We start from the raw sequence: 21649 nt of genomic DNA on the forward strand, positions 1-21649 counted from the left end.
AAATAGGTCTATATTTATAGGATTTAGTCCCTTTTAATAAGGGTGATCCACAAACTTATCCACAGAAACTGTGAGTAACCCTCATTCTGGCTTTAAATCACCATGCTTGAAATGTGCAACTAAGAACACCATGTTCATACTATAGGTTTGAAACAGTTGAGTTGTTTATTGTGCACTTTGAAAGTAGCCTTCAGCATTTTTATTTGAGTCACAATATTTAAAGTGCCAGATAATACGTCTATTTAAAAACATTGTTTGGAAGAGAGCATGTCAGACAGCCCTTATATTGTTGATGTCACTGTTGATAACTTTCAACAGGTGGTTGTTGAAAAGTCGCAGTCAGTACCTGTATTGCTAGATTTTTGGGCAGATTGGTGTCAGCCCTGTAAAAGCCAGCTTCCTATTCTGGAAAAGCTGGCAACAGCATATGGTGGTAAATTTATTGTCGCTAAAATTAATGCCGATGAACAACCCATGTTGGCACAGCATTTGGCTGTACGTTCTTTACCAACACTAAAAATTATTTTTCAGGGACAAATTGCTCAAGAATTTACGGGTTTAACCAGCGAAGCGGATTTAAAAGCTGTATTGGATGAATTGACCATGAGCCCTGCAGATCGGATTCAATTGCAAGTTGACGCTTTGGTTGAGGCAGGGCAGTTTGATCAAGCATTATTGTTTGTTCAGCAAATGCTACAAAATGAGCCTGATAACCAGGCGCTGAAAGTTCAGTTAGCTAAATTACTGTTACAAACAGGAAAAATAGAAGATGCTAAGCAGGTAATGGCTAGCATTCCTGATGATGCACCAGGTATAGAGCAACCTAAAGCCAAAATTGCCTTTTATGAGATGGCCGCAGAGTTGCCTTCTACAAGTGAGCTTGAAGCACAATTAAGCAAACAGCCTGAGGACCTAGAGGTTTCTTACCAGTTGGCCGTCAGGCGAGTGGTAGACGACGAGTTTGAGTCTGCATTATCTCTACTTTTCACTATTGTGCAAAAAGATCGAACCTTTAAAGAAGACGGTGCCAGATTATTAATGTTGCAGGTTTTTGATTTGCTGGGGTCTGCAGATGATCGGGTTAAGTTATTTCGTCGCAAGTTGTTTAGTCTGATGCATTAGTCTTAAAAGCCCTCTGAGAGGGCTTTATTCATCGTTGGAAAATCCTCCAAATTGTTCTCCCAACTTATTAAGAAGTGCTAACAGTGTTGTGGTCATGAGGGTAAAGTCTGCATCAAATTGTGCAGCTTTATTATCTGGGTCATCAATAGAAGCTTGTTCTATCAATTCATCCGCAAACTTTAAGCGTTTAAGAGTGAAGTCATCAGCAAGGACAAAGGATAGCTCTGCTTCGAGTTGTAAGGACAGCTTACTGACTTGCTTGCCATTGGTAATAAGTGTGCAGATTTCATCATTAAGCAAGTCTTGACGTTTACAACGAATAATACTGCCATCCTCTGTTGGTTCTCTCAGCTCACATTCATCACCAATAATAAAAGGTGTTGGTAACTCATTACCATTAAGCCAGCTAGTCATAATGGAGTTTGGTGAGTCATTAGGCATTAGTGGTACAACAGGTAGTGAGCCTATGGATTGCCTTAGAAAACTTGTTAGCTCTTCCGCTTTCTTATGGCTTGCTGCATCCACTAATAACCAACCTTGTTGTGGTGCCAAGCAAGCAAAGGTTTTTTGAGAGCGGCTAAATGCTTTGGGTAGAAGTGCTTGAATAGTATCTTCTTTTATTTGTTCGCGCTCTTTGCGAGTGACTTTGCGGAACTGACTTTCTTCTATTTCGGTAACTTTGTCTTGAACAAAATCTTTAATAACAGACGCTGGGAGTATTTTGTCTTCTCGTTTGGCACATAGGAGAAGTAGGCCATTAGCTTGATGAACAAATAAATCACTGTGTGATCCCAGAGGGGGAACCCAGCCATAGGTGGAAGCTTGCTGTTTAGTGCAGGGGGTAAATAAATGATCTTGTAGTTGTTGATCAAGTTGTTCGCTATCAAAATCAATGGGCTTAGTTAAACGGTAAGCGATTAAGTTTTTAAACCACATACTTGCCTCACTTTGTTAAGAGGCCGCATGTTAGCAAAAGCTTACTTGGCACCTCAAAGTTTTTTGCTTTGGCTGCATCTCATTTAACATATTGATGAAGAATATCATGCGGTGTTAATACCCAAGTTGAAAGAAGTTTATGTGGAGTTGTATGGCAGTTTTTTGGGATAGGTTGAAGAATGTTTATAAGTTAGCTGGTTGAAATAGAAAGCTAAATAAGAAAAAACTTTACAGAAGGGTTGCAATGCGAGCAAAAGCGCTTATATAATTCGCTCCGTCCTAAAGCGATGGGCAGATAGCTCAGCTGGGAGAGCATCGCCCTTACAAGGCGAGGGTCGGGGGTTCGATCCCCTCTCTGCCCACCATTTCTTATAGGATTCGGAGCGGTAGTTCAGTTGGTTAGAATACCGGCCTGTCACGCCGGGGGTCGCGGGTTCGAGTCCCGTCCGCTCCGCCATATTCATCTCATCAAAATCTCTTTTTTCCTTCATTATAAAACTTACTAAAAATTTAGTAGTGTCTTTATAAAGCTAAGCTTTTGTGCTTTCTAGTATTTGTTTTTTTCTTAGATTAACCTCTACTTAAGCAGGCTGTATGGCGTGTGTTAAAGTGCTAGAGCTTAGCTATCAGTGAAAAGTGTTAAAAGATAGTTGCAATCAGTCATCTATAGTGCGTATAATGCGCCCCGTCCTGAAGCGATGGGCAGATAGCTCAGCTGGGAGAGCATCGCCCTTACAAGGCGAGGGTCGGGGGTTCGATCCCCTCTCTGCCCACCATTTCTTACAGGATTCGGAGCGGTAGTTCAGTTGGTTAGAATACCGGCCTGTCACGCCGGGGGTCGCGGGTTCGAGTCCCGTCCGCTCCGCCATCACTTCAAATAAACACACATAGTGTTTTTCTTATACTTATCCTCATCTATTTAAACATGCTCTGTTACTTTTAATTCTTTATCTTGTTCTGCTTTTGTGCTTAATGTTTTTCTTGTCCATTGAATATAATGCTGGGATACGAGTTAGCTTTGCTTTCCTCGTTGGGCTAGTAATGAGGGCTTTGTTTGGGTGGTGAGGGGCTGCCAGGATGGTGGGAAAAAATGCTAAAGCTATTAGCCATTTCTGGCTAATAGCATGATACCAAATATGTTTAACAACGTTTAGAAAACATTATCATTAGCAGCGATGCGGTGCTTAAGCTGAATGTAATCAACCAATACATTGCCTGCTTCAAATAGGTAGGCATCATCCTCAACAGGAAGGTCATCTTGCTCCTTCTGACTTTCTTCTGCGGCTATTTTTTCAAAGTCAGAATAGTCTTTATAAACGTTCTTTCCTTTTGCTTTGCGGAAGATGTTTTCTATTGAGAGTCGCTGCTCCTGACGCTGTTTAAGTTCGTCTTGCCGTTGTTTTTCATTTAATGAGATCGCTGTTTGCTTCTCAAGTTCTCTTTGATAATTCAACTGATCCTGAATGTAAATAAAATCAGGGCTAGATTGAATCCGTTGATTATGTTTCTTTTGCAATAACATCATTTCAGGAATACTGGCTTGATATGGCGTATGTCGAACAGGCTTGATGGTATCCCAGGGTAGAGCATCAGGTAATGAGCTTTCACCAATTTCTTCAGTATTGTAGACAGCGGGAAAATGTATGTCCGGCATAATGCCTTGGTGCTGTGTGCTTTGCCCAGATATGCGATAAAACTTCGCCAAGGTGTATTTAAGTTGCCCATGATTTAATGGCTGAATACTTTGCACTGTGCCTTTACCAAAAGTTTGGCTGCCAACGACGAGTGCACGGCGATAGTCCTGCATGGCACCAGCGAAAATCTCAGATGCAGAAGCGCTTAAGCGATTAACAAGAACGACCATGGGTCCATCATAATAAATTGAGCTATCAGGATCTTCCTGAGTATCTACTCGTCCAAAGCTGTCTTTTACAACAACCGTTGGACCTTGTTTGATAAATAATCCAGTAAGTTCATTCGCTTCTTGTAGAGAGCCACCACCATTGTTACGAAGATCAATGACTAACCCATCAATTTTTTCTTTTTCCAGCTCTTTAAGAAGACGTTTAACATCGCGTGTTGTGCTTCTGTAGTTAGGGTCGCCAGCTTGAGCAGATTTGAAGTCGATATAGAAGGTTGGAATTTGGATAATGCCAACTTTAAATGATTTTCCTTTTTCCTTAATGCTGAACAGCTTTTTCTGCGCTGACTGTTCTTCAAGCTTAACCGTATCACGCTTGATAGAATAAACTTTTCCTGGTCCTGTACTGTTGCTGCCAGAAGGAAGAACCTCTAGTCTTACAATTGTGTCTTTTTTGCCACGTATTAACTCAACAACTTCATCTAGCCGCCACCCGATTACGTCAACTATATCACCATCTGTTCCTTGACCCACACCAACAATCTTATCTGCTGGTTTTAGTTGTCCGGCTTTATCGGCTGGCCCTTTATTTACTAGGCGGACAACTTTTGTATATTCATCTTCAGATTGTAAAACCGCACCAATACCTTCAAGCTTAAGGCTCATATTGATATCAAAGTTTTCGGCTCTGCGAGGTGAAAAGTATTGTGTGTGAGGGTCGTAGATTTGTGTGAAGGCATTTACAAAAATTTGGTAAGCATCCTCATTATTGTTTTGATGTAGTCGGTTGAGCTGGTTATTAAAGCGCTTAGTAAGCAGTTTGGCTATTTCTTTATCTTCTTTACCTGCGAGCTTCAATCGCAATATGCGGTCTTTTAATATTTTTCGCCATAAACTTTGTTGTTCTGTATGAGTCACTGACCAGTGAGCATTTTTTCGATCAGTTTCAAGGGTCTCTTTGATAGCAAAGTTAAAGCGATTAACACCACGTTTCAATAGCTTAAGGTTGAATAGCAAGTGTTGTTTAACGCGAGCTTGATAACGATTGAATATTTCAAATGCATGGCGCAGATTGCCTGTTTTTAAATCGTTATCTAGCTTATGACGGTACTTTTCAAACGCATTAATATCTTGAACTAGGAAGTAGCGTCGGTCAGGGTCAAGATTTTCAAGGTATCGGTCAAAAATTTTAACTGAGCTTTGATCGTTAAGAGGAATCTTTTCATAATGACGACGCAATAATTGCACCATGTTTACAGTTGCCAGACGTTGATCTTCAGTAGGCGTTAATTCTTGCAAATTTAGCTGTTCTGCAGGAATAACCTTTGCCACTGTCGCAAGTGATATGCCAGCCAGGGTAGTAAATAATAGCGCATGTATTAGCTTGTTTTTACAGAGATTTAATGCCATTGGTTAATGCTCGATACCTTTCCGATGCTTATAGTCTTTTTATGCCCTATTTGGAGAGCCTGTATGCATTATTAGTTCCCAGTTTCCTACTTCCAGGAGAGGGGATACTTGCAATCATAACCTGTTTTACGTGTTAAGTTTAGCCTATTTATGGTTGTATCAGCCTTGAACAACTGCATAAAACCTATGGGAGGGAATCTCGAACCTGTCAATATGTGAGCTGGAAGGCTAATGATGTGAGAGTAACTGCTTTCGGCTAATAAAGAATATTGAATGAAGATGATCAAGTTGTGCAGGAAAGGTTGTATATATTGTTATATATAAGGAAGTTAACATTGCTAGATAATATAAAGCCACTTAAAATATAAAATTAAGTGGCTTAAAGAAATCTTGGTAGTTAGCTAAGTTCTATCTAATAAACGAAGACTATAGTTAAATAGTGCTTTTAAGCTATTTGTTATTTAATTATAGCCTCGCACAAAATTTGCGTTTGAGTCATTTTCAATATCAATTTTGGTAGTGAACTTAGACTTAAGAAGAGTAGCTGTTGAGTTTTGAGTATTTTTTTCAGATCGTTTTCCAAAACGATGGCAGGCGATGTGGTCAGCAAAGCTTGCTCTTTTGGTTCTGGTAGGCATGTTGAGCTCCAAGCGTTGGTCATGCAAGTTCTGGCTGCTTCAGACTGAGCCTTTGGCTTTTCTCAATCCGTGATGGTTATTTTAGCACCAATTTGGTGTGAACTGACTCCGTATGAATACGTAAATGTGGATGGTACTGCGACTATATCTTCATAAAGTCGCAGTTTTTTTATTGCGGAAAATGAGGGCTTTCGTACTATTTTGCTATTGATTTATGAAGGAAGTTGAGGTGTTTTAAAAAAGGTTTGTAATACCTTATTTAAGGTATAGCCATCTTGGTTACCAGTTAATTCTCTAGGTGAGTGCATAGCAAAAGTAGGAACACCAATATCTAACGTTTTTACCCCTAATTCTCCTGCAGTAATTGGACCAATGGTTGAGCCACATGCCATATCTGTGCGGACAATAAATGATTGAAAGGGCGCATTTTGCTGCTGACTTAACCATTTGTAAATAGCTGCTGTTTCACTGTTTGTAGCATATCGTTGATTACAATTTTGTTTAATGACTGGGCCATGATTAAGTATTGGGCCATGGTTAGCATCATGCCGGTCTGCATAGTTTGGGTGAATACCATGGGCATTATCTACAGAAATCATAAGTGAATCTGACATTACTTTAGCTGTGGTGATAGGGCAGCCGATGATACGAGTTAATGTTTGTTGTAGAAAAGGTCCCTGAGCACCACAGTGTGATTGACTGCCGACTTCTTCGTGATCATTACAAACCAGTAAGCATGGCACTTCATTACTTTGATAGTCACTGTTGACTAGGGCATGAAGTCCAATAAAGCAACTTAACAAATTATCCAGTCGAGCACTGGCAATAAACTCTTTTTTTAAGCCAACTAGTGCTGGAGGCTGTTTGTCATAGAAGCAAAGTTCGTAATCTAAAATTTCTTTAATATCTTGATGACCAGTACTGTTCAATTGATCAATTAACAGTTTATTGAGAGTAGGTTTTTCTGTGCTGTCCTCTGCAATTAGGCCTAAAATAGGCGGGATATCCGTTTGAGGGTTAATAGAACGTTCTTTATTAGCATTTCTATCCAGGTGTATAGCTAAGCTTGGAATAATAGCTATAGGCTCCTCAAAATTAATTAAGGTACTGCACATTTGTTTTTGGTTATTTAAAAAAGTAACGCGGCCAGCCAAAGATAAATCACGGTCATACCAAGGGTTTAGCAAAGCACCACCATAAACTTCTACACCCAATTGCCAATAGTTTTGTTGGTATAGGTCAGCATTTGGTTTGACTTTAAGGCAGGGGCTATCTGTATGGGCACCCACAAAACGCCAGCCATGTTTGGTGTATTGCTGGTTACCAGTTGTAAAAACAATAATTGAAGAGTCATTTCGTGTGATAAAATATCCCTGAAAGTCTTTGAGTGACCAGTCTTCATTTTCTTTTAAAGGTATAAATCCAGCGTTAATCAGCAATTCTGTCATAGAAGAAACAGCGTGAAATGGTGTAGGAGATGCATTCAAAAACTGTAGAAGCTGCTGATTGAAGTCTGACAATGTACTCATAAGTTACTCTAAATCCATAATGAAAGCTTTGTTTTATTCATATAGTGCCAAAGCTATGCCAGAAAACAATACACCAGTTATTTTTCCTAAACGTATTTTGCTGCTTTCACCCTATGATGCAGTGAGTCATCGATATTGGCATAAGGGATTAGTGAAAGCTTTTCCTGCAATAGAGTGGACGGTACTGACGTTGTCACCACGCTATTTTTCTTGGCGAATTCGTGGAAATAGTTTGACGCTAGGATTGGGCTATCAAGATACACTTCTTCAGCCGTATGATTTAGTTATCGCTACTTCAATGACGGACCTGTCATCCCTTCGTGGACTGGTACCCGCGTTAACTCAGATACCAACAATTCTTTATTGTCATGAAAATCAGTTTGTGTATCCAGCTCAGGAAAATGCTGTTGATTCTGTGGGTGCACAAGTCGTAACGCTTTACTCAGCATTAGCGGCTGACTGTGTGGTATTTAATACACTGTATAATCAGGAGACTTTTATTTCTGGAGCAAAAAAATTATTAGGTCAGTTTCCTGATGGGGTGCCAAAAAACGTGATATCTGAAATAACAAGAAAGAGCAGGGTGATACCTGTACCACTACAAGCAGATCTCTTTTTTAAAATTAAACCTACAGTATCAGAGCAGAAATTACAGATCGTTTGGAATCATCGCTGGGAGTATGATAAAGCGCCAGAACGTTTTTTTTCAGCAATTGCTCAGTTAGCTACCAAAACGAGAAATATATGTGTTCATGTGGTTGGACAACAATTTCGAAAGAAGCCACCGTACTTTGCTGAGTTTTATCAGAAATATGCCGATATAGTCGGACAGTGGGGATTTGTTGATAGTCGTGAAGATTATCATCAGTTGCTGGCCAACAGTGATGTTGTTGTTTCTACTGCATTACATGACTTTCAAGGAATATCAATTCAAGAAGCTGTGGCGTTAGGCTGTATTCCTGTTGTACCTGATCGGCTTGCTTACCCTTATTTATTTTCTAAAGCGTTCTGTTATCAATCTAATATTGATGACGTTGAAGGTGAGGTAGATACTCTTGCGAATCGACTATATCAACTTGTAGTTGCAAAGCAGGAAAATAAATTACCTCAAGCGCCTGAAATGCAAGAGTGGTATTGGTCATCATTAAAAGAAGCTTATGCTTCCTTATTCACTCAAGTTTGCACTTCATTAACTAAGTACGAGTTATAGGGCTGCTTTATAAGTGTTTTTAAAAGGGGGCAGGAGAAGAAAAAGACATTGGGTTAGCATGAATTGGGTGATTAAACTTTAAGTATTTTGCATGAAGTAGCATTCGTTCACTCAAGCGTTGTACTTCATCTGGTGCATACAGTGAATCACCAAGGATCGGGTGTCCTAGCATCATCATGTGTACACGTAATTGATGAGAACGACCTGTCACAGGTTTAAGCTTAACACGGGAATGCTGTTTTGTTTTGTGTATAACATGCCAGTGAGTTAAAGCGGGCTTGCCTTGTTGAGAGTCTACTTTTTGTTTTGGGCGGTTTGGCCAGTCAGCACAAAGAGGCCAAGTAGCTTTTCCATGATCTTCTTTTATTGCTCCATGTACTATAGCTTCATAGCATTTATCAACTAAGCGATCATGAAACTGTTTTGATAAGTTTCGGTGTGATGTTTTATCTAAGGCAAGTACCATTAAACCAGATGTTTCCCAGTCAAGGCGATGTATAACTGAGGCATTAGGAAACAACTGTTGTGCTCGAGATGCAATACTATCCTTATGCTCAGGTAAGCGGCCTGGAACCGCCAGCAAGCTATTGGGCTTATTGACCACTAAAATATGATTATCTTGAAAGATAATATCGAGTGCTGCTTGCTGGGGCATGAGGTTTAACCAGTGATACGGCAGGAACTACTTTAGTCCTAGAAAATCCACCCACTACTCTTGAGCGGGAAGGTTCTCGGGTAGGGTTACATTAAGCTCCAAAATGGCATAGTCATCGAGGGTATCAAAATTAACGGCAACATCCTCTGGATTGATTGAAATATAACGACGCACGACTTCTAATATATCTCGCTGTAAAGCGGGTAAATAATCTGGCCCATCACGCGTGGCACGTTCATGTGCCACAATGATTTGCAGGCGCTCTTTAGCCATTGAAGCACTGGCATCTTTTTTGGTGTTTTTAAAAATTTCAAAAAAACTCATGATGGGTTAGCCTCCAAACATCCGCTTTAGCAGGCCTTTCTTTTGCACTTCAAGAAAGCGGTGGGGCAGATCTTTACCAAGAAATCGATCCACAGAATCAGCATAGGCTTGTCCTGCATCACTTTCAGCATCATGGATAACAGGAATCCCTTGGTTGGATGCCTTAAGGACGGCTTTTGACTCAGGAATAACCCCCAATAAAGGAATGGCAAGAATATCTTCTACATCACTTACGCTCAGCATTTCACCGCGATTTACGCGCTCAGGATCATAGCGACTAAGCAGTAAATACTCTTTAACGGGCTCTAGGTCTTGCTCAGCCCGGACGGATTTACTTTGTAAAATACCCAGGATTCTATCAGAGTCACGAACGGAAGAAATTTCAGGGTTAGTGACAATAATGGCTTCATCTGCATAATAAAGTGCCATTAGAGCACCTTTTTCAATACCTGCAGGAGAGTCACAAACGATATAATCATAAGACTTGCGAAGCTCTTCTAAAACGCGTCCTACGCCTTCTTTCGTTAAGGCTTCTTTATCACGTGTTTGTGAAGCAGGTAAAACAAATAAATTAGCAATTCGCTTATCTTTAATAAGTGCTTGTTTTATGTTTGACTCTTCGTTAATCACATTAACAAAGTCATACACCACTCGGCGTTCACAGCCCATCACTAAGTCAAGATTACGTAACCCCACGTCAAAGTCGATGACAACTGTTTTATAACCACGCATTGCTAAACCTGTGGCAATAGCTGCACTGGTCGTGGTTTTGCCAACGCCACCTTTGCCTGAAGTGACAACAATTATTTTGGCCAACGTAGCACCCTATAAAAAAATTAGTTTCTAGCGTAATTTATCAAAAAATTATTGTTTAAAGTGGAAGGATCTGCAAGTTTTCTCCTTCACGAAAAATATGAGCACCTTTTTGCCAGAAAGACTGGAAGGGCGTCATTTCTGTCATATAGTGTCCTGCGATTGCTACAAGCTCAGCTGCAAACTGTAAGCAAAAAATACCTGTATTGGTGTTGCCTTCTATACCGGCAAGCGCTCGCCCCCGAAGAGGTCCGTAAACATGAATATTACCTTTTGCTAGTAACTCAGCACCAGCACTGACTGGAGCAAGTACGATAAGATCTCCTTCAGGAGCAATAACTTGTTGGCCTGAGCGCACAGGTTTATTTACGACAACATGCTTTGGATGTATGGGCTTTGGTTCTGAATTTGCTGTTTGCTCAATGGTTTGATGCTGAGGTTTGCTAATTGGTTCGTCTGACTGTGTTGAAAGTGTGGGTAAATAGGCAATTTCAGTTGTTTTTAAGCAATGGCGCCAGTGGGCTTGTGCTCGAATTGCTATTATTCTTAGTCCCATTCGTTCACATTCATGGATGATCGCGTTAATATTGCACGTTTTCTCTGGTAGAGCCACTTTTTCAAGGCTTAATATCACAGGCATGTCATGGAGTAAATTAGGTGCAAGCTTGGCCTGTTCTGTTAATTGAAGCCGAATTATTTCTAGCTCGAGACTAAGTAGCTCAAGCGTGGTCAGCGTTAACCGGCTTCTTTTTAATTGGAAACCAGTTGAGTTATTAGGATGAGAGGCATTCGCAGTCATTGTTTGCGCATCAGTTAGAGTTTATTGCTGAATTTACCTGGTTTATTGGCTGTTAAATTATACGACATGAGTTTATAAGGCGTTGACCTTGGTATCAGCAGACATTACTTGTAATGGCTGCATGACTAACTGTAGTTGTTTTTAGCATCAATTGCTATTTTATTAAACGCGTATGTGTCAATGAGGCTAATCATTGAGCACTGTTCGTCATTAGTATTTGAGTGTTTTTATGGAGCCTTTGAAATTTTCCAAGCAATTTTTACATCCTCGGTTTTGGCTAACCTGGCTGGGATTAGGTGTAATGTGGTTGCTTTGTCAACTGCCTTATGCATGGATCCAGTTTATAGGAAAAGGTTTAGGAAAAGTTGCATATTATATAGGAAAACAGCGCCGTCATATTGCGGAAACAAATATTAAGCTGTGTTTTCCTGAGCTATCATCTGGCGAACAAGCAGCGCTGGTGAAGCAGAGTTTTCAGTCTTTGGGCATTAGCATGCTGGAAACAGGAATGGCATGGTGGTGGTCAAAGTCACGACTAGCAAAATACGTTGTATTTGAGGGTAAGGAGCATCTTGAAGCATTAAAAGAGCAAGGGGTGTTATTAGTTGCGATGCATTTCACAACTTTGGAGATTGGCGCTGCATTGCTTGGTCTCCATTTTCCAATTGATGGTATGTACCGCAAACACAAAAACCCAGTATTTGATTATGTACAAAGACAAGGCAGGGAGAATTATCATCCTTCTTCACGCACGATTCCCAGAAAAGATATTCGAACAATGTTAAAGGCACTACGTGATGGTCGGATAGTGTGGTATGCGCCTGACCAGGACTATGGCCCAAAACAAAGTGTTTTTGTGCCTTTTTTTGGTGTTCAAGCGGCTACTGTTACTGCAACGTCAAAGTTTGCGCGGATGGGTAAGGCAAAAGTTGTTGTATTTTCACAGCAGCGGTTACCTGGAAATAAAGGCTATTTGGTTACTATACACCCACCGCTGACAGATTTTCCATCAAAAGATGAAGCTGCTGATGCAATCAGAGTTAACCAGTGTATTGAGCAAGAAATCCGAAAACAACCAGATCAGTATATGTGGTTACATCGCCGTTTTAAAACGCGTCCAGAGGGAGAGAATAAGTTATATTAGTTGCACAGTTTAAGGTGGGTTGAGCCTAAAGATCTCTCTAAAAACTGATTAAGAGATATTTTTAATAAATTAAACTGTAAAGCGTAAGTAGGGCGTTAGTAGCACCTACTTACGTTATATTCCCTCTCAGTTTTACCCAGCAAACATAACACGTACAGCATCAAGCCGGAGTTGAGCTTGAGATAACCCACTAAGCCCAGATGCGATAGTTTGTTGAAGATGTGTAATTTCTTCTTCCCGGATATTAGGGTTTACTTCCTTAAGTGCTTGTAGACGTTCAAGCTCAGCACCAAGTGTTGTCTTAAACGTTTGAGTAGCTGATTTGACAATATCCGGCATTTGTTGGGCCGCTGCGTTTTCTGCCAGCTTTAATGTTTGCATGATGGGTTCATGTTGTGCTTTGACCAGTTTTCGTGCAGTCTTTTTCTTTAAAGGATGTAACTGAGCATCAAGTGTATCAAAGTTCACACTGTTATTGAGGTCATTTCCTTTAGGATCAATTAAAGTACGAATACTGGTAGGAGGTAAAAAGCGATGTAATTGACGGTGCTCAACTGGTGGTACTACTACATAAATTGCTTCTACTAGCATTGTGCCAGGCTTAAGCGCTTTATTTTTCAGTAGGGCAACTGTGGTATTACCAAACTCACTATCGAGTAACATCTCCATGCCATTACGCAATAGAGGGTGTTCCCAGGTGAGAAAGTGTATATCTTCACGACTGAGAGCAATATCTCGGCTAAAGGTCATGGTCATACCTTCTTCTTGCAAGCCTGGAAATGAGGGTACCAGCATTTGCTCACTGGGTCTGACGACAATGCAATCCTTTGAGTGATCTTCATGGTCAATACCAAAACAGCTAAATAACTTTTCAGTGTATTTACGAAGCTTTTTGCTATTCCCTTCGTTTTGAAGTGCATTTATCAGGTCAAAGCTTTTAATATTACCCTGAGAGTTGAGCTCAAGAAGGCGATCTCGCCCTTCATGAAGGTTATGTGCAATTTGTTTAAGCTGCTGTTGGGTATTTTTTAGTAGGGTTGGCCACTTATCATCGTTAAATGGATTTGTTTGTTGGCATAAAGTAATTATTTCTTTTTGAAAGAGTGAATATAGCTGTGTGCCAGCTGGACAGGTATCTAGAAAAGCATTTAAGCCATCATGGTACCAGCTATAGACCAGGGCTTGAGATGAGCTTTCAAAGTAAGGTACATGAATTCTAATGGCTTCTGTTTGTCCGATCCGGTCAAGTCGACCAATGCGTTGCTCCAGCAGGTCAGGGTTGAGTGGTAAGTCAAATAAAACCAAGTGGTGAGCAAACTGAAAATTGCGTCCCTCGCTGCCAATTTCAGAGCAAATTAAAATTTGTGATCCATACTCTTGGTCGGCAAAATAAGCAGCAGCACGATCACGTTCAATAATCGACATGCCTTCTTCAAACACGGCACTTGGTATGCCAGAGCGAACTCGGATCGCTTCATCAAGGTCAAGCGCTGTTGTGGCATTAGCGCAAATAAGTAATATTTTTTCGCCTTTTAATGCTTTGAGTAGAGTAAGGAGCCAATCAACTCTTGGGTCGAATCGCCACCAAGGATCTTTATCGTCAACAGTAATTCTCTGCTGGTATGCTATTTCAGGAAAGAGAAACTCTTCTAGCTTTTCGCTATCTTCCCAGGCAAGTTTGTAAAGTTCGGGTATTTGTTGTGGATAAGGCTGTACAAGTCGCCCAGGAAAACCATGCACGCCAGCACGAGTATTACGAAATAGAACACGACTGGTGCCGTGCCTATCAAGCAGTATATTGATGAGAGAAGATTTTGCTTGCTCTCGCTCGTCGTTATCTTTAGATGTTTGGATAACGTTTATTAAGTCTTGTGCTCTGTGTTGCTCTGTAGAGGTAAACGTCAGAAGGAGTTTAGCGGTATCTTCACTAATCGAGTCAAGTTCAATTAAGTTTTGAACAGCTTTTGCGACTGGCGTGTAAGCGGTTTCTTCTTCAATAAACGCTTCTAAACTATGAAAACGTATGGGGTCTAACAACCTCAGCCGAGCAAAGTGACTCTCTTTACCCAGCTGTTCAGGTGTAGCGGTTAGTAGTAGCACGCCTGGTGTTGCGTGTGCCAACTTTTCAATACATAAATACTGTTTACTGGGTTGGTCAATAGACCAGGTTAAGTGGTGAGCCTCATCAACAATCATTAAGTCCCAGCCCGCTTTGCAGCATTGCTCGTGGTAGATAGGATGCTGAGAGAGAAATTCCAGGCTTGTCAGTACAAGTTGTGCACTGTCAAAAGGGTTTTCGTCTGGGTATTGCTGACAGCGTTCTAAATCAAACAAGCTAAAGTGCAGGTTGAAACGACGAAGCAGCTCTACTAGCCATTGATGTTGAAGTGTTTCTGGGACAATAACTAAAACACGCTGGGCACGCATTGATAAAAGTTGTTGATAAATGATCAGCCCTGCCTCAATGGTTTTCCCAAGGCCTACCTCATCTGCAAGTAATACACGAGGTGCTGTTCGTTGTCCTACCTCGTAAGCAATATGCAGCTGATGGGGAATTAACGCTGTGCGTGAGCCCACTAAACCGAGTAGATTAGAGCTAAGTAATTGGTGATTATGTTGTAATGTTTTATACCTTAGGGAAAAGTGCTGGTTTTGATCTAGCTGTCCAGCTAATAAACGCTCTTGTGGTTTATTAAATGTAATAAAGTTACCCAAACATGATTCGGGTACCTCAACAGTTTCCCCTATAGAATTGCTACCAGTGTATGTGATTAGGTCATTTTTAGTAGCAACATCTGTGACTTTAACCTGCTCGCCTTCATGATTTTCAATCGTATCACCAATATTAAAAACCACCCGGGTCAAAGGAGCGTTATGGATAGAGTAAATCCGTGTGTCGCCAGTGGAAGGAAATAATAGCGTGACCAGGCGGTTATCCAGCGTCAGAATAGTACCCAGACCCAGCTCTGTTTCGGTATCACTAATCCAACGTTGTCCTGGAGCAAATGTTGTCATGCTTTACGCCTACTACCTCTGAAAAAAAGCCGCTATGGTAGCTGATCCTGACAGAATGACAATAGGGAGGTGAGACAAATAATAATTGTCAGGCTGACTTACACGGTTTATCAAAGTGTAAGCCAGCAATGCAACACTATGTGTCTTTTTTCTCAGCTTTTTTACTGGAGGATGCAGCTGTTTTCAGGTCAGCTTGAGGCTCAATTTCTAAAATGAGCTCAGGCTTTCCTTTTATTGCTTTAGCGATTGTTTCCTTGTTTTGGGCAAAAAGCAAGCCAATGTCTTCCGCAAGTTTTTCATCAATTGTTGAATAATGACGTTCTAACATGTGAGTGATGTTAGCCGCCAGCTCCAGCATTTTATCGTGCTCTTCAGCAGCTTTTTTATCATCAAACATACTGCCATCCCTATCACATTTCCACATGGGTATTACCGGCATGGGTCACCTCGATTGAATTTACGCAGGATAAGGGTTGAGTTGGTATCCCTAGAGTAAAGCGCACACTGTATAAAATATCAGTATTGATGTCTATTATTAACTGAGGATTGTTAAAAACTTTAAGTGTGACTTATTTGTTTGGGAGTTTGATGACCAGCTCTCTGGTATTAGAAAAAATTGCGGTAAATCAATAGAAGAATTGATGCTGATTAGTTATTTATCCGTATTGACTAAAGTCAAATATCCTTCTGAGAGATCAGTGCTAGCCTTACAAACAGTCAATGCAGTAATACAAACCATCCAAGCAATTCAAGACAGTTAATGTGAGGTTCGACCATGTTTGTTGCTGGGACAGTTGTAGCTGGCCTATTTGTTGTAACAATGGTGATTGTGTTTTTAGGTGGTTTTGCTTGGTTTATAAAACACGATAGTAAAAAGTATAAGACACAATGATCTTAAATTGAAAAACAACATAAAGTGTATTTTAACAACAGATCTAAATTACTTAAGATGATTCAGGGTGGTAAGTGTTATATCACTTTTTTAACATTAAATAGTTGAATGCACATTAACAAACAAAAGGAGAGCTGGCGAAACAAGAGCGAACGCAGGGTAGGTTAAGAGTTATCAATAATTATTGCTCAGCTTCTGGCTGCATATAATAACAAAACTATAAGTGGGGTATCGCCCGCTAAAACATATCATGCTGATATGTGCTTAAAAGGCAGATGAGACAGATAAAAGAGGTCAGGTCCTTTTAACTGCTTTATCTGTCTTTTTCTTATCTATAATTTCCAGTCTAAAAGCAGCTAGCTGCTTGTTTTTCAGTATTTAACCCTAATCTCTATGTGTGTATGGTGTGAGCTAATTCTGTTAGGCTTGTACTAAGAATTTCTGGATTTTGAGGGTTAGTGCGTGACTGTGCAAGATGCCATTATTAGCAAGCTGAATGAGGGTTTGCAGCCAACGTATTTAGATGTGCAGAATGAAAGTTATATGCACAATGTCCCACCTGACTCAAGTACACACTTTAAGGTTGTTATTGTTTCCAAAGCCTTTGCTGATAAACGCAGTGTGGCCCGTCATCAGCTGGTTTATCATCTGTTAGCCAATGAGCTGGCGGGCCTAGTACATGCATTAGCACTTCATACTTATACACCTGAAGAGTGGCAAACACGATCAGCCTCAGCGCCACAATCACCCAATTGTCAGGGTGGGGGTCATTAAATGTGTGGTGGAGTGACCTTCCAACAAGAACAAGAGACGATTCGCACTTTTTTTCCCAATCCTAAGAGTTGCCTGCCTGTTCGCAGTAAGCGTGGGCAGATAGTACTTGTTCCCTGGGGCAGAAGAGAAAAACAGCCTGGTTTTACTCCCTTAGGTGGGTGGGCGCGCTTAGAATCAATCCATTCTGGGAAGTGGAATAATTATAATCCTAGGCCCGTCAAAATTATGATTGATGGATTTATGGAAAAGGATCAGCAGGGAAATAGTCACTGGTATACTTTAGGTGAAGATGAGTTTATTCAAGGGTTATTGACTGAGGATGCAGGTATTACCCGTATCTATGTTGTCACTATAACAGATCCTCAGTCTCAACATAAAAGTACGCGCTGGCCTCGTATTCTAAAACACCAAGAAAATAACCTGGGTGAGTAATTACCATTTAGCCTTTATTAGTGAGAACCAATTATGTCGTTTGTGGTGGCAGCATTATATAAGTTTGTTGAGCTATCGGATTATCAGATGCTGCAGGCTAGTTATAAGGCGGAAATGCTGAAATATGATATCAAAGGTACCTTGTTGCTAGCAAAAGAGGGTATTAATGGCACGATAGTGGGCACTAGATTTAATCTGGACCAGTTTTTGTCATATTTAAGGTCTGACAATCGTTTGGCAGACCTAGCCCATAAAGAATCATATAGTGAAAAAATGCCATTTTACCGAACTAAGGTAAAACTCAAAAAAGAGATTGTTACATTAGGACAGCCAGGGATTGATCCAACCAAAAAAGTGGGCTCATATGTTAAGCCTCAGGACTGGAATGCACTCATCTCTGATCCTGAAGTAGTGTTAATAGATACTCGAAATGATTATGAAGTCAAAATTGGCTCATTTCAGGGAGCCGTTAACCCTGAGACAAAAACATTCCGAGAGTTTCCCGATTATGCGAAACAGCTAGACCCCAAAAAGCATAAAAAAGTGGCGATGTTCTGTACGGGTGGGATTCGTTGTGAAAAAGCATCAGCTTTTATGTTGGATATGGGCTTTGAAGAGGTATATCACTTAGAAGGTGGTATTTTGAAGTATTTGGAAGACGTGCCTCAAGATGAAAGCTTGTGGCAGGGGGAGTGCTTTGTTTTTGATGGGCGAGTTGCAGTAAAGCATGATCTTTCTGAAGGACGGTACGACATGTGCTTTGGTTGTCGAGAGCCAATAAGTGAGGAAGATAAGCGTTCGCCTCAATATATGCCTGGTGTGTATTGTCCTAATTGTTTCGATATTCAATCTGAGCGAACTCGACAGCGAGTCATGGCAAGACAAAAGCAGATTGACTTAGCTAAGCAGCGTCAACAACCTCATCCCATTGGCTCCACACAAGCAAAAAAGAATAAATAGTTACCAGTTAAGTTATTAACAGGTGTTGTTTAAAGGATTAAGCAACGCCTAAGTTTGCTTAAAACCTCATGAATAAAAACCAGAAAGTCACATTTCATAGCAGGTTTCCTGTTTTAGCTTGGATACAATTCAGAAGCTGAATTATTTATTAATAGGCTTATGTCGGATGAGTGTGAAGTCCAAGGAGTTGGTTTATGGCATCATCTTTTGAAATTGCTTCAATGCCTGTGGTCATAGATGCAACTGTAGAATGGGGGCAGATGGATGCATTAGGGCATGTGAATAACACAACTTATTTTCATTATTTTGAAAATGTACGCATAGCCTATTTTGAGCGCTTGATGCAGGGTAATTTACTGGATTCACAACACCTTGTGCCTGTTTTGGCTGAGACCTCTTGTCGTTTTAAAATGCCTCTGGTTTATCCAGATAAATTGGCGATAGGCGCGAAAGTAACGGAAATACTCACTGATCGAATAAAAATGCAGTATGTTGTTTTTAGTCAAAAGGCACAGCGAATTGCAGCAGAAGGAATTGGGACTGTGGTGTGTTTTGATGTGTCAAAGCACACCAAAACTGCATTGCCTGATCATGTTACTGAGGCTATTCGTAAACTAGAAGGGAGTCAGGTTTGAGCGAAAGCATGCTGATTGATCAACATGAATCTGTAGAGCAGTTCCCTGATGCAAAGCTAATCCAACAAAATGGTCAGCCTCGATTTGGGATTATAGATTACCCAATTTCTGAAATAAATTATCGTGATTGCCGTTTGTTGACGCCAATGGGGAAGGTTGCATCGCGTTGGCAACGTTGGTTTGGTTTTAATGCTTTTCAATATTACGGAATTATTTCACCTGAAATTGTTTTAGGTTGTGCATTGGTCGATACCAAACTGGTGGGGTTGGCATTTTGTTATTTATATCACCCACCTTCTAAGCAAAGGTGGGCATTAACATTTCATGATTTACTGAGCCAGAACTGTCACTTGAGTTTAAGCCCGGATGAAGGTGGCAGCTATTTTAAGCGTGGTAACCGGGTTATTGTCATGAAATATGATCGGTTAACACGAACGAAATCACTTCGTATTGAGTTGCCCAACCTGAATGTAAACTGTGTATTTGATGAAGCAATTCAACCTATGCAGCCATTACGTATTTGTACACGTTGTGGTCCAACTGGCTGGGTTTATGCGCAAAAAGTGGCTGGGTTGGCTGTTCAAGGTGAAATCCATTGTGAATGGGGTCACTTTGATTTATCCAAAGTAAAGGCATCTGCCCACCATGACTTTTCAGCTGGGTATATGCGCCGAGAAACTTTTTGGAACTGGGCATGCTTAGGTGGAAGGTTGCATTCTGGCGAATGGCTGGGATTGAATTTATCTGCAGGTGTGAATGAAACGAGCTTTACTGAAAACTGTTATTGGTTGGATGGCCAGTTAGGAAAAATAGATCATATTCACTTTGACTATCATGTGGATGATATCTATTTGCCTTGGCACATCACATCTTATGATAAGTCTCTTAATTTAACGTTTACGCCTCTTGGTGCGCACCGTGAATGTTTAAATTTATGGTTAATGGCGACCAATTTTCATCAACTCTATGGCTATTTTTCAGGGACGATAGAGACTGGACAGCAAACAATTCAAGTAGATAATATTTTAGGATTTGTTGAAGAGCATTATGCCAAGTGGTAGGAGTGTGGTAAGCCTATGGAATAAGGGTGCTTTGAATGAAAGTAAAAGTCCCACGCTATAGTTTTGCCTCGCTTTTAGTTGCACTTATTTTAGTGGGTATTATCTTTCCTTTAATTCCTGAGCTTATTACCCGTAGCGTTATGTTGAAAGCCAGTTTAACTTTGTTACTGGTCTGCTCTATTTATGTTTTTAGTCATGATCGACGGACATTAATTTCAACACTGATTTTAGCGATTCCTACAGCTCTTACTGGCTGGATATCTGTAAGCAGGGGAACACCAACCTTTGCAATGCTGGACACTTTTTTGTACATCATTTTTTTTGCGTACATTATTATTCGTATTATTAAACTGGTATTTGCTAACACGGTTATTACGCGTGATACGCTTTATGGTGCTATGTGTGTTTACCTGTTGTTTGGTATTTGGTGGGCGTTATGCTACAGCTTCATTGAGTTGGTTCATCCAGATTCATTCCATGGCATTAATGCTGTGGATGGTTATGATGTGTGGGGTTTTATCTATTTTAGTTATGTTTCTTTAACCACGTTAGGGCTTGGTGATATGGTACCCATTACCCGAGCAGCGCAGTCATTGACTGCACTGGAAGCTGTTGTTGGGCAGTTTTATTTAGCGGTTTCTGTTGCCAGGCTGGTGGGAATGCATATTTCTCAAAAAATCGCTTAACACTTTCGTATGATATTGACGCCATCGCGAATGCTAAGTAAGACATTTTCAAGTGTTTCGCTTTCAGCAACATAACGGTTTAACTCAGCAACAGCCTGGTCTCTCTCATCATTAGGTGTCAGTACATTTCCCTGCCACAGTGCATTGTCAACAATAATGAGTCCTCCTGACCTAACAAGCGGTAGTGTTGAATGCAAGTAATGGGTGTAGTTTTTTTTGTCAGCATCAATAAACACTAAGTCAAAAGTCATCTCAACCAGGGATGATATGGTATCCAAAGCTTTACCAAAGCGAATATCAATTTTATGGCCATGAGGCGATTGCTCAAAAAACTGCTTAGCGAACTCAATTGCTCGAGGGTTTGTTTCACAACAAATGATTTTACCTTCTTCAGGTAATGCTTCTGCCATTGATAATGCTGAGTAGCCAGTGAACATACCAATTTCAAGAATCGTCTTGGTTTGACTAATGCTGACAATCAGTTTTAATAGGCGCCCTACCTGTCTACCCGATAACTTGACGGGATAGCCCATATTTTGGTTGGTTTCGTCAATAAGGGAGAGGAGCAAGTCTGACTCTTTTGTGGTGTGTTGGTGGCAATAATCTTCTATATCAGGGTTAACAAGATAGTCCAGCATAATAATGATCGTGTAAAAAGAAGTAATGATGGCCGGCTAGTTTAACGTGTCCATTCTTGAATAGCTATTTGCTTCAGCAGGAATAAAACGATTGAATGCTAAAGAGTGTATAGCT

20 protein-coding genes and 4 tRNA genes are annotated in these 21649 nt (G+C 40.6%); 13 read left to right on the forward strand and 11 right to left on the reverse strand.

Annotated elements, in window-relative coordinates; all coding sequences use genetic code 11:
* Positions 1-267 precede the first annotated feature (267 nt).
* A complete protein-coding gene (locus KCG35_RS04535; protein WP_215818480.1) occupies positions 268-1122 on the forward strand; it encodes a tetratricopeptide repeat protein in 855 nt (284 codons plus the stop codon).
* A 24-nt stretch (positions 1123-1146) separates the two neighbouring features.
* On the opposite strand, the gene rdgC is transcribed toward KCG35_RS04535, so the two are convergent.
* Entirely contained in the window at positions 1147-2058 is a 912-nt protein-coding gene (gene rdgC / locus KCG35_RS04540) for a recombination-associated protein RdgC (RefSeq protein WP_215818481.1), read from the reverse strand.
* Between the two features lie 289 nt (positions 2059-2347).
* On the opposite strand from rdgC, the gene KCG35_RS04545 reads away from it, so the two are divergent.
* From KCG35_RS04545 to KCG35_RS04560, 4 genes are all read left to right on the forward strand, one after another.
* Positions 2348-2423 (forward strand) — tRNA-Val (locus tag KCG35_RS04545).
* A gap of 15 nt (positions 2424-2438) precedes the next feature.
* Positions 2439-2515: transfer RNA gene (locus KCG35_RS04550), tRNA-Asp, on the forward strand.
* 243 nt (positions 2516-2758) lie between these two features.
* A tRNA-Val gene (locus KCG35_RS04555) sits at positions 2759-2834 on the forward strand.
* Between the two features lie 15 nt (positions 2835-2849).
* Positions 2850-2926 (forward strand) — tRNA-Asp (locus KCG35_RS04560).
* A gap of 282 nt (positions 2927-3208) precedes the next feature.
* Here the strand turns inward: KCG35_RS04560 and KCG35_RS04565 are convergent.
* From KCG35_RS04565 to KCG35_RS04575, 3 genes are all read right to left on the reverse strand, one after another.
* A complete protein-coding gene (locus KCG35_RS04565) occupies positions 3209-5329 on the reverse strand; it encodes a carboxy terminal-processing peptidase (RefSeq protein WP_215818482.1) in 2121 nt (706 codons plus the stop codon).
* Positions 5330-5790: 461 nt separating this feature from the next.
* Complete coding sequence (locus KCG35_RS04570; RefSeq protein ID WP_215818483.1) at positions 5791-5967, reverse strand: hypothetical protein; 177 nt, start codon at positions 5965-5967, stop codon at positions 5791-5793.
* 212 nt (positions 5968-6179) lie between these two features.
* The gene (locus tag KCG35_RS04575) at positions 6180-7496 is read right to left on the reverse strand and encodes a M18 family aminopeptidase (protein ID WP_215818484.1); all 1317 of its coding nucleotides are present in this window, start codon (positions 7494-7496) and stop codon (positions 6180-6182) included.
* A 55-nt stretch (positions 7497-7551) separates the two neighbouring features.
* Here KCG35_RS04575 and KCG35_RS04580 point away from each other — a divergent pair, with 55 nt between their 5' ends.
* Positions 7552-8706, forward strand: coding sequence for a tRNA-queuosine alpha-mannosyltransferase domain-containing protein (locus tag KCG35_RS04580; protein ID WP_215818485.1), 1155 nt, complete (start codon positions 7552-7554; stop codon positions 8704-8706).
* A 19-nt stretch (positions 8707-8725) separates the two neighbouring features.
* Here KCG35_RS04580 and KCG35_RS04585 read toward each other — a convergent pair whose 3' ends face one another.
* The 4 genes from KCG35_RS04585 to minC are packed head-to-tail and all read right to left on the reverse strand — an operon-like array spanning position 8726 to position 11297.
* Positions 8726-9361 (reverse strand): RluA family pseudouridine synthase, encoded by a 636-nt coding sequence (locus KCG35_RS04585; RefSeq protein ID WP_215818486.1) that lies wholly within the window; start codon positions 9359-9361, stop codon positions 8726-8728.
* Positions 9362-9415: 54 nt separating this feature from the next.
* Positions 9416-9685 (reverse strand): cell division topological specificity factor MinE, encoded by a 270-nt coding sequence (gene minE, locus KCG35_RS04590; RefSeq protein ID WP_215818487.1) that lies wholly within the window; start codon positions 9683-9685, stop codon positions 9416-9418.
* Positions 9686-9691: 6 nt separating this feature from the next.
* Entirely contained in the window at positions 9692-10501 is an 810-nt protein-coding gene (gene minD, locus KCG35_RS04595; protein WP_215818488.1) for a septum site-determining protein MinD, read from the reverse strand.
* Positions 10502-10556: 55 nt separating this feature from the next.
* Positions 10557-11297, reverse strand: a complete 741-nt coding sequence (gene minC / locus KCG35_RS04600; protein WP_215818489.1) for a septum site-determining protein MinC — start codon at positions 11295-11297, stop codon at positions 10557-10559.
* Between the two features lie 229 nt (positions 11298-11526).
* Between minC and lpxL the strand changes: the two genes are divergently transcribed.
* The gene (gene lpxL, locus KCG35_RS04605; RefSeq protein ID WP_215818490.1) at positions 11527-12441 is read left to right on the forward strand and encodes an LpxL/LpxP family Kdo(2)-lipid IV(A) lauroyl/palmitoleoyl acyltransferase; all 915 of its coding nucleotides are present in this window, start codon (positions 11527-11529) and stop codon (positions 12439-12441) included.
* 132 nt (positions 12442-12573) lie between these two features.
* Here lpxL and rapA read toward each other — a convergent pair whose 3' ends face one another.
* Both rapA and KCG35_RS04615 read right to left on the reverse strand, forming a co-directional pair.
* Positions 12574-15456 carry an RNA polymerase-associated protein RapA gene (gene rapA / locus KCG35_RS04610; protein WP_215818491.1) on the reverse strand — a complete coding sequence of 961 codons (2883 nt, stop codon included), beginning with the start codon at positions 15454-15456 and terminating at the stop codon, positions 12574-12576.
* A gap of 136 nt (positions 15457-15592) precedes the next feature.
* Complete coding sequence (locus KCG35_RS04615) at positions 15593-15895, reverse strand: YebG family protein (RefSeq protein ID WP_215818492.1); 303 nt, start codon at positions 15893-15895, stop codon at positions 15593-15595.
* A gap of 915 nt (positions 15896-16810) precedes the next feature.
* Between KCG35_RS04615 and KCG35_RS04620 the strand changes: the two genes are divergently transcribed.
* From KCG35_RS04620 to KCG35_RS04645, 6 genes are all read left to right on the forward strand, one after another.
* Entirely contained in the window at positions 16811-17122 is a 312-nt protein-coding gene (locus tag KCG35_RS04620) for a BolA family protein (protein WP_215818493.1), read from the forward strand.
* A complete protein-coding gene (locus KCG35_RS04625; protein WP_215818494.1) occupies positions 17123-17554 on the forward strand; it encodes a hypothetical protein in 432 nt (143 codons plus the stop codon).
* A gap of 33 nt (positions 17555-17587) precedes the next feature.
* Complete coding sequence (gene trhO / locus KCG35_RS04630; RefSeq protein WP_215818495.1) at positions 17588-18514, forward strand: oxygen-dependent tRNA uridine(34) hydroxylase TrhO; 927 nt, start codon at positions 17588-17590, stop codon at positions 18512-18514.
* A gap of 194 nt (positions 18515-18708) precedes the next feature.
* On the forward strand, positions 18709-19149 hold the full coding sequence (locus KCG35_RS04635; RefSeq protein ID WP_215818496.1) for an acyl-CoA thioesterase: 441 nt from the start codon (positions 18709-18711) through the stop codon (positions 19147-19149).
* On the forward strand, positions 19146-20210 hold the full coding sequence (locus KCG35_RS04640; protein ID WP_215818497.1) for a DUF2804 domain-containing protein: 1065 nt from the start codon (positions 19146-19148) through the stop codon (positions 20208-20210). Before KCG35_RS04635 ends, KCG35_RS04640 begins: the two co-directional genes overlap by 4 nt.
* 35 nt (positions 20211-20245) lie before the next feature.
* On the forward strand, positions 20246-20896 hold the full coding sequence (locus KCG35_RS04645; protein WP_215818498.1) for an ion channel: 651 nt from the start codon (positions 20246-20248) through the stop codon (positions 20894-20896).
* Here the strand turns inward: KCG35_RS04645 and KCG35_RS04650 are convergent.
* Positions 20893-21534: an O-methyltransferase gene (locus tag KCG35_RS04650; protein WP_215818499.1), complete on the reverse strand. Its 642-nt coding sequence runs from the start codon at positions 21532-21534 to the stop codon at positions 20893-20895. The genes KCG35_RS04645 and KCG35_RS04650 overlap by 4 nt on opposite strands.
* Positions 21535-21649 lie beyond the last annotated feature (115 nt).

The organism is Zooshikella harenae, from assembly GCF_018837975.1.
In the GTDB taxonomy this organism is placed as follows: Bacteria; Pseudomonadota; Gammaproteobacteria; order Pseudomonadales; family Zooshikellaceae; genus Zooshikella; species Zooshikella harenae.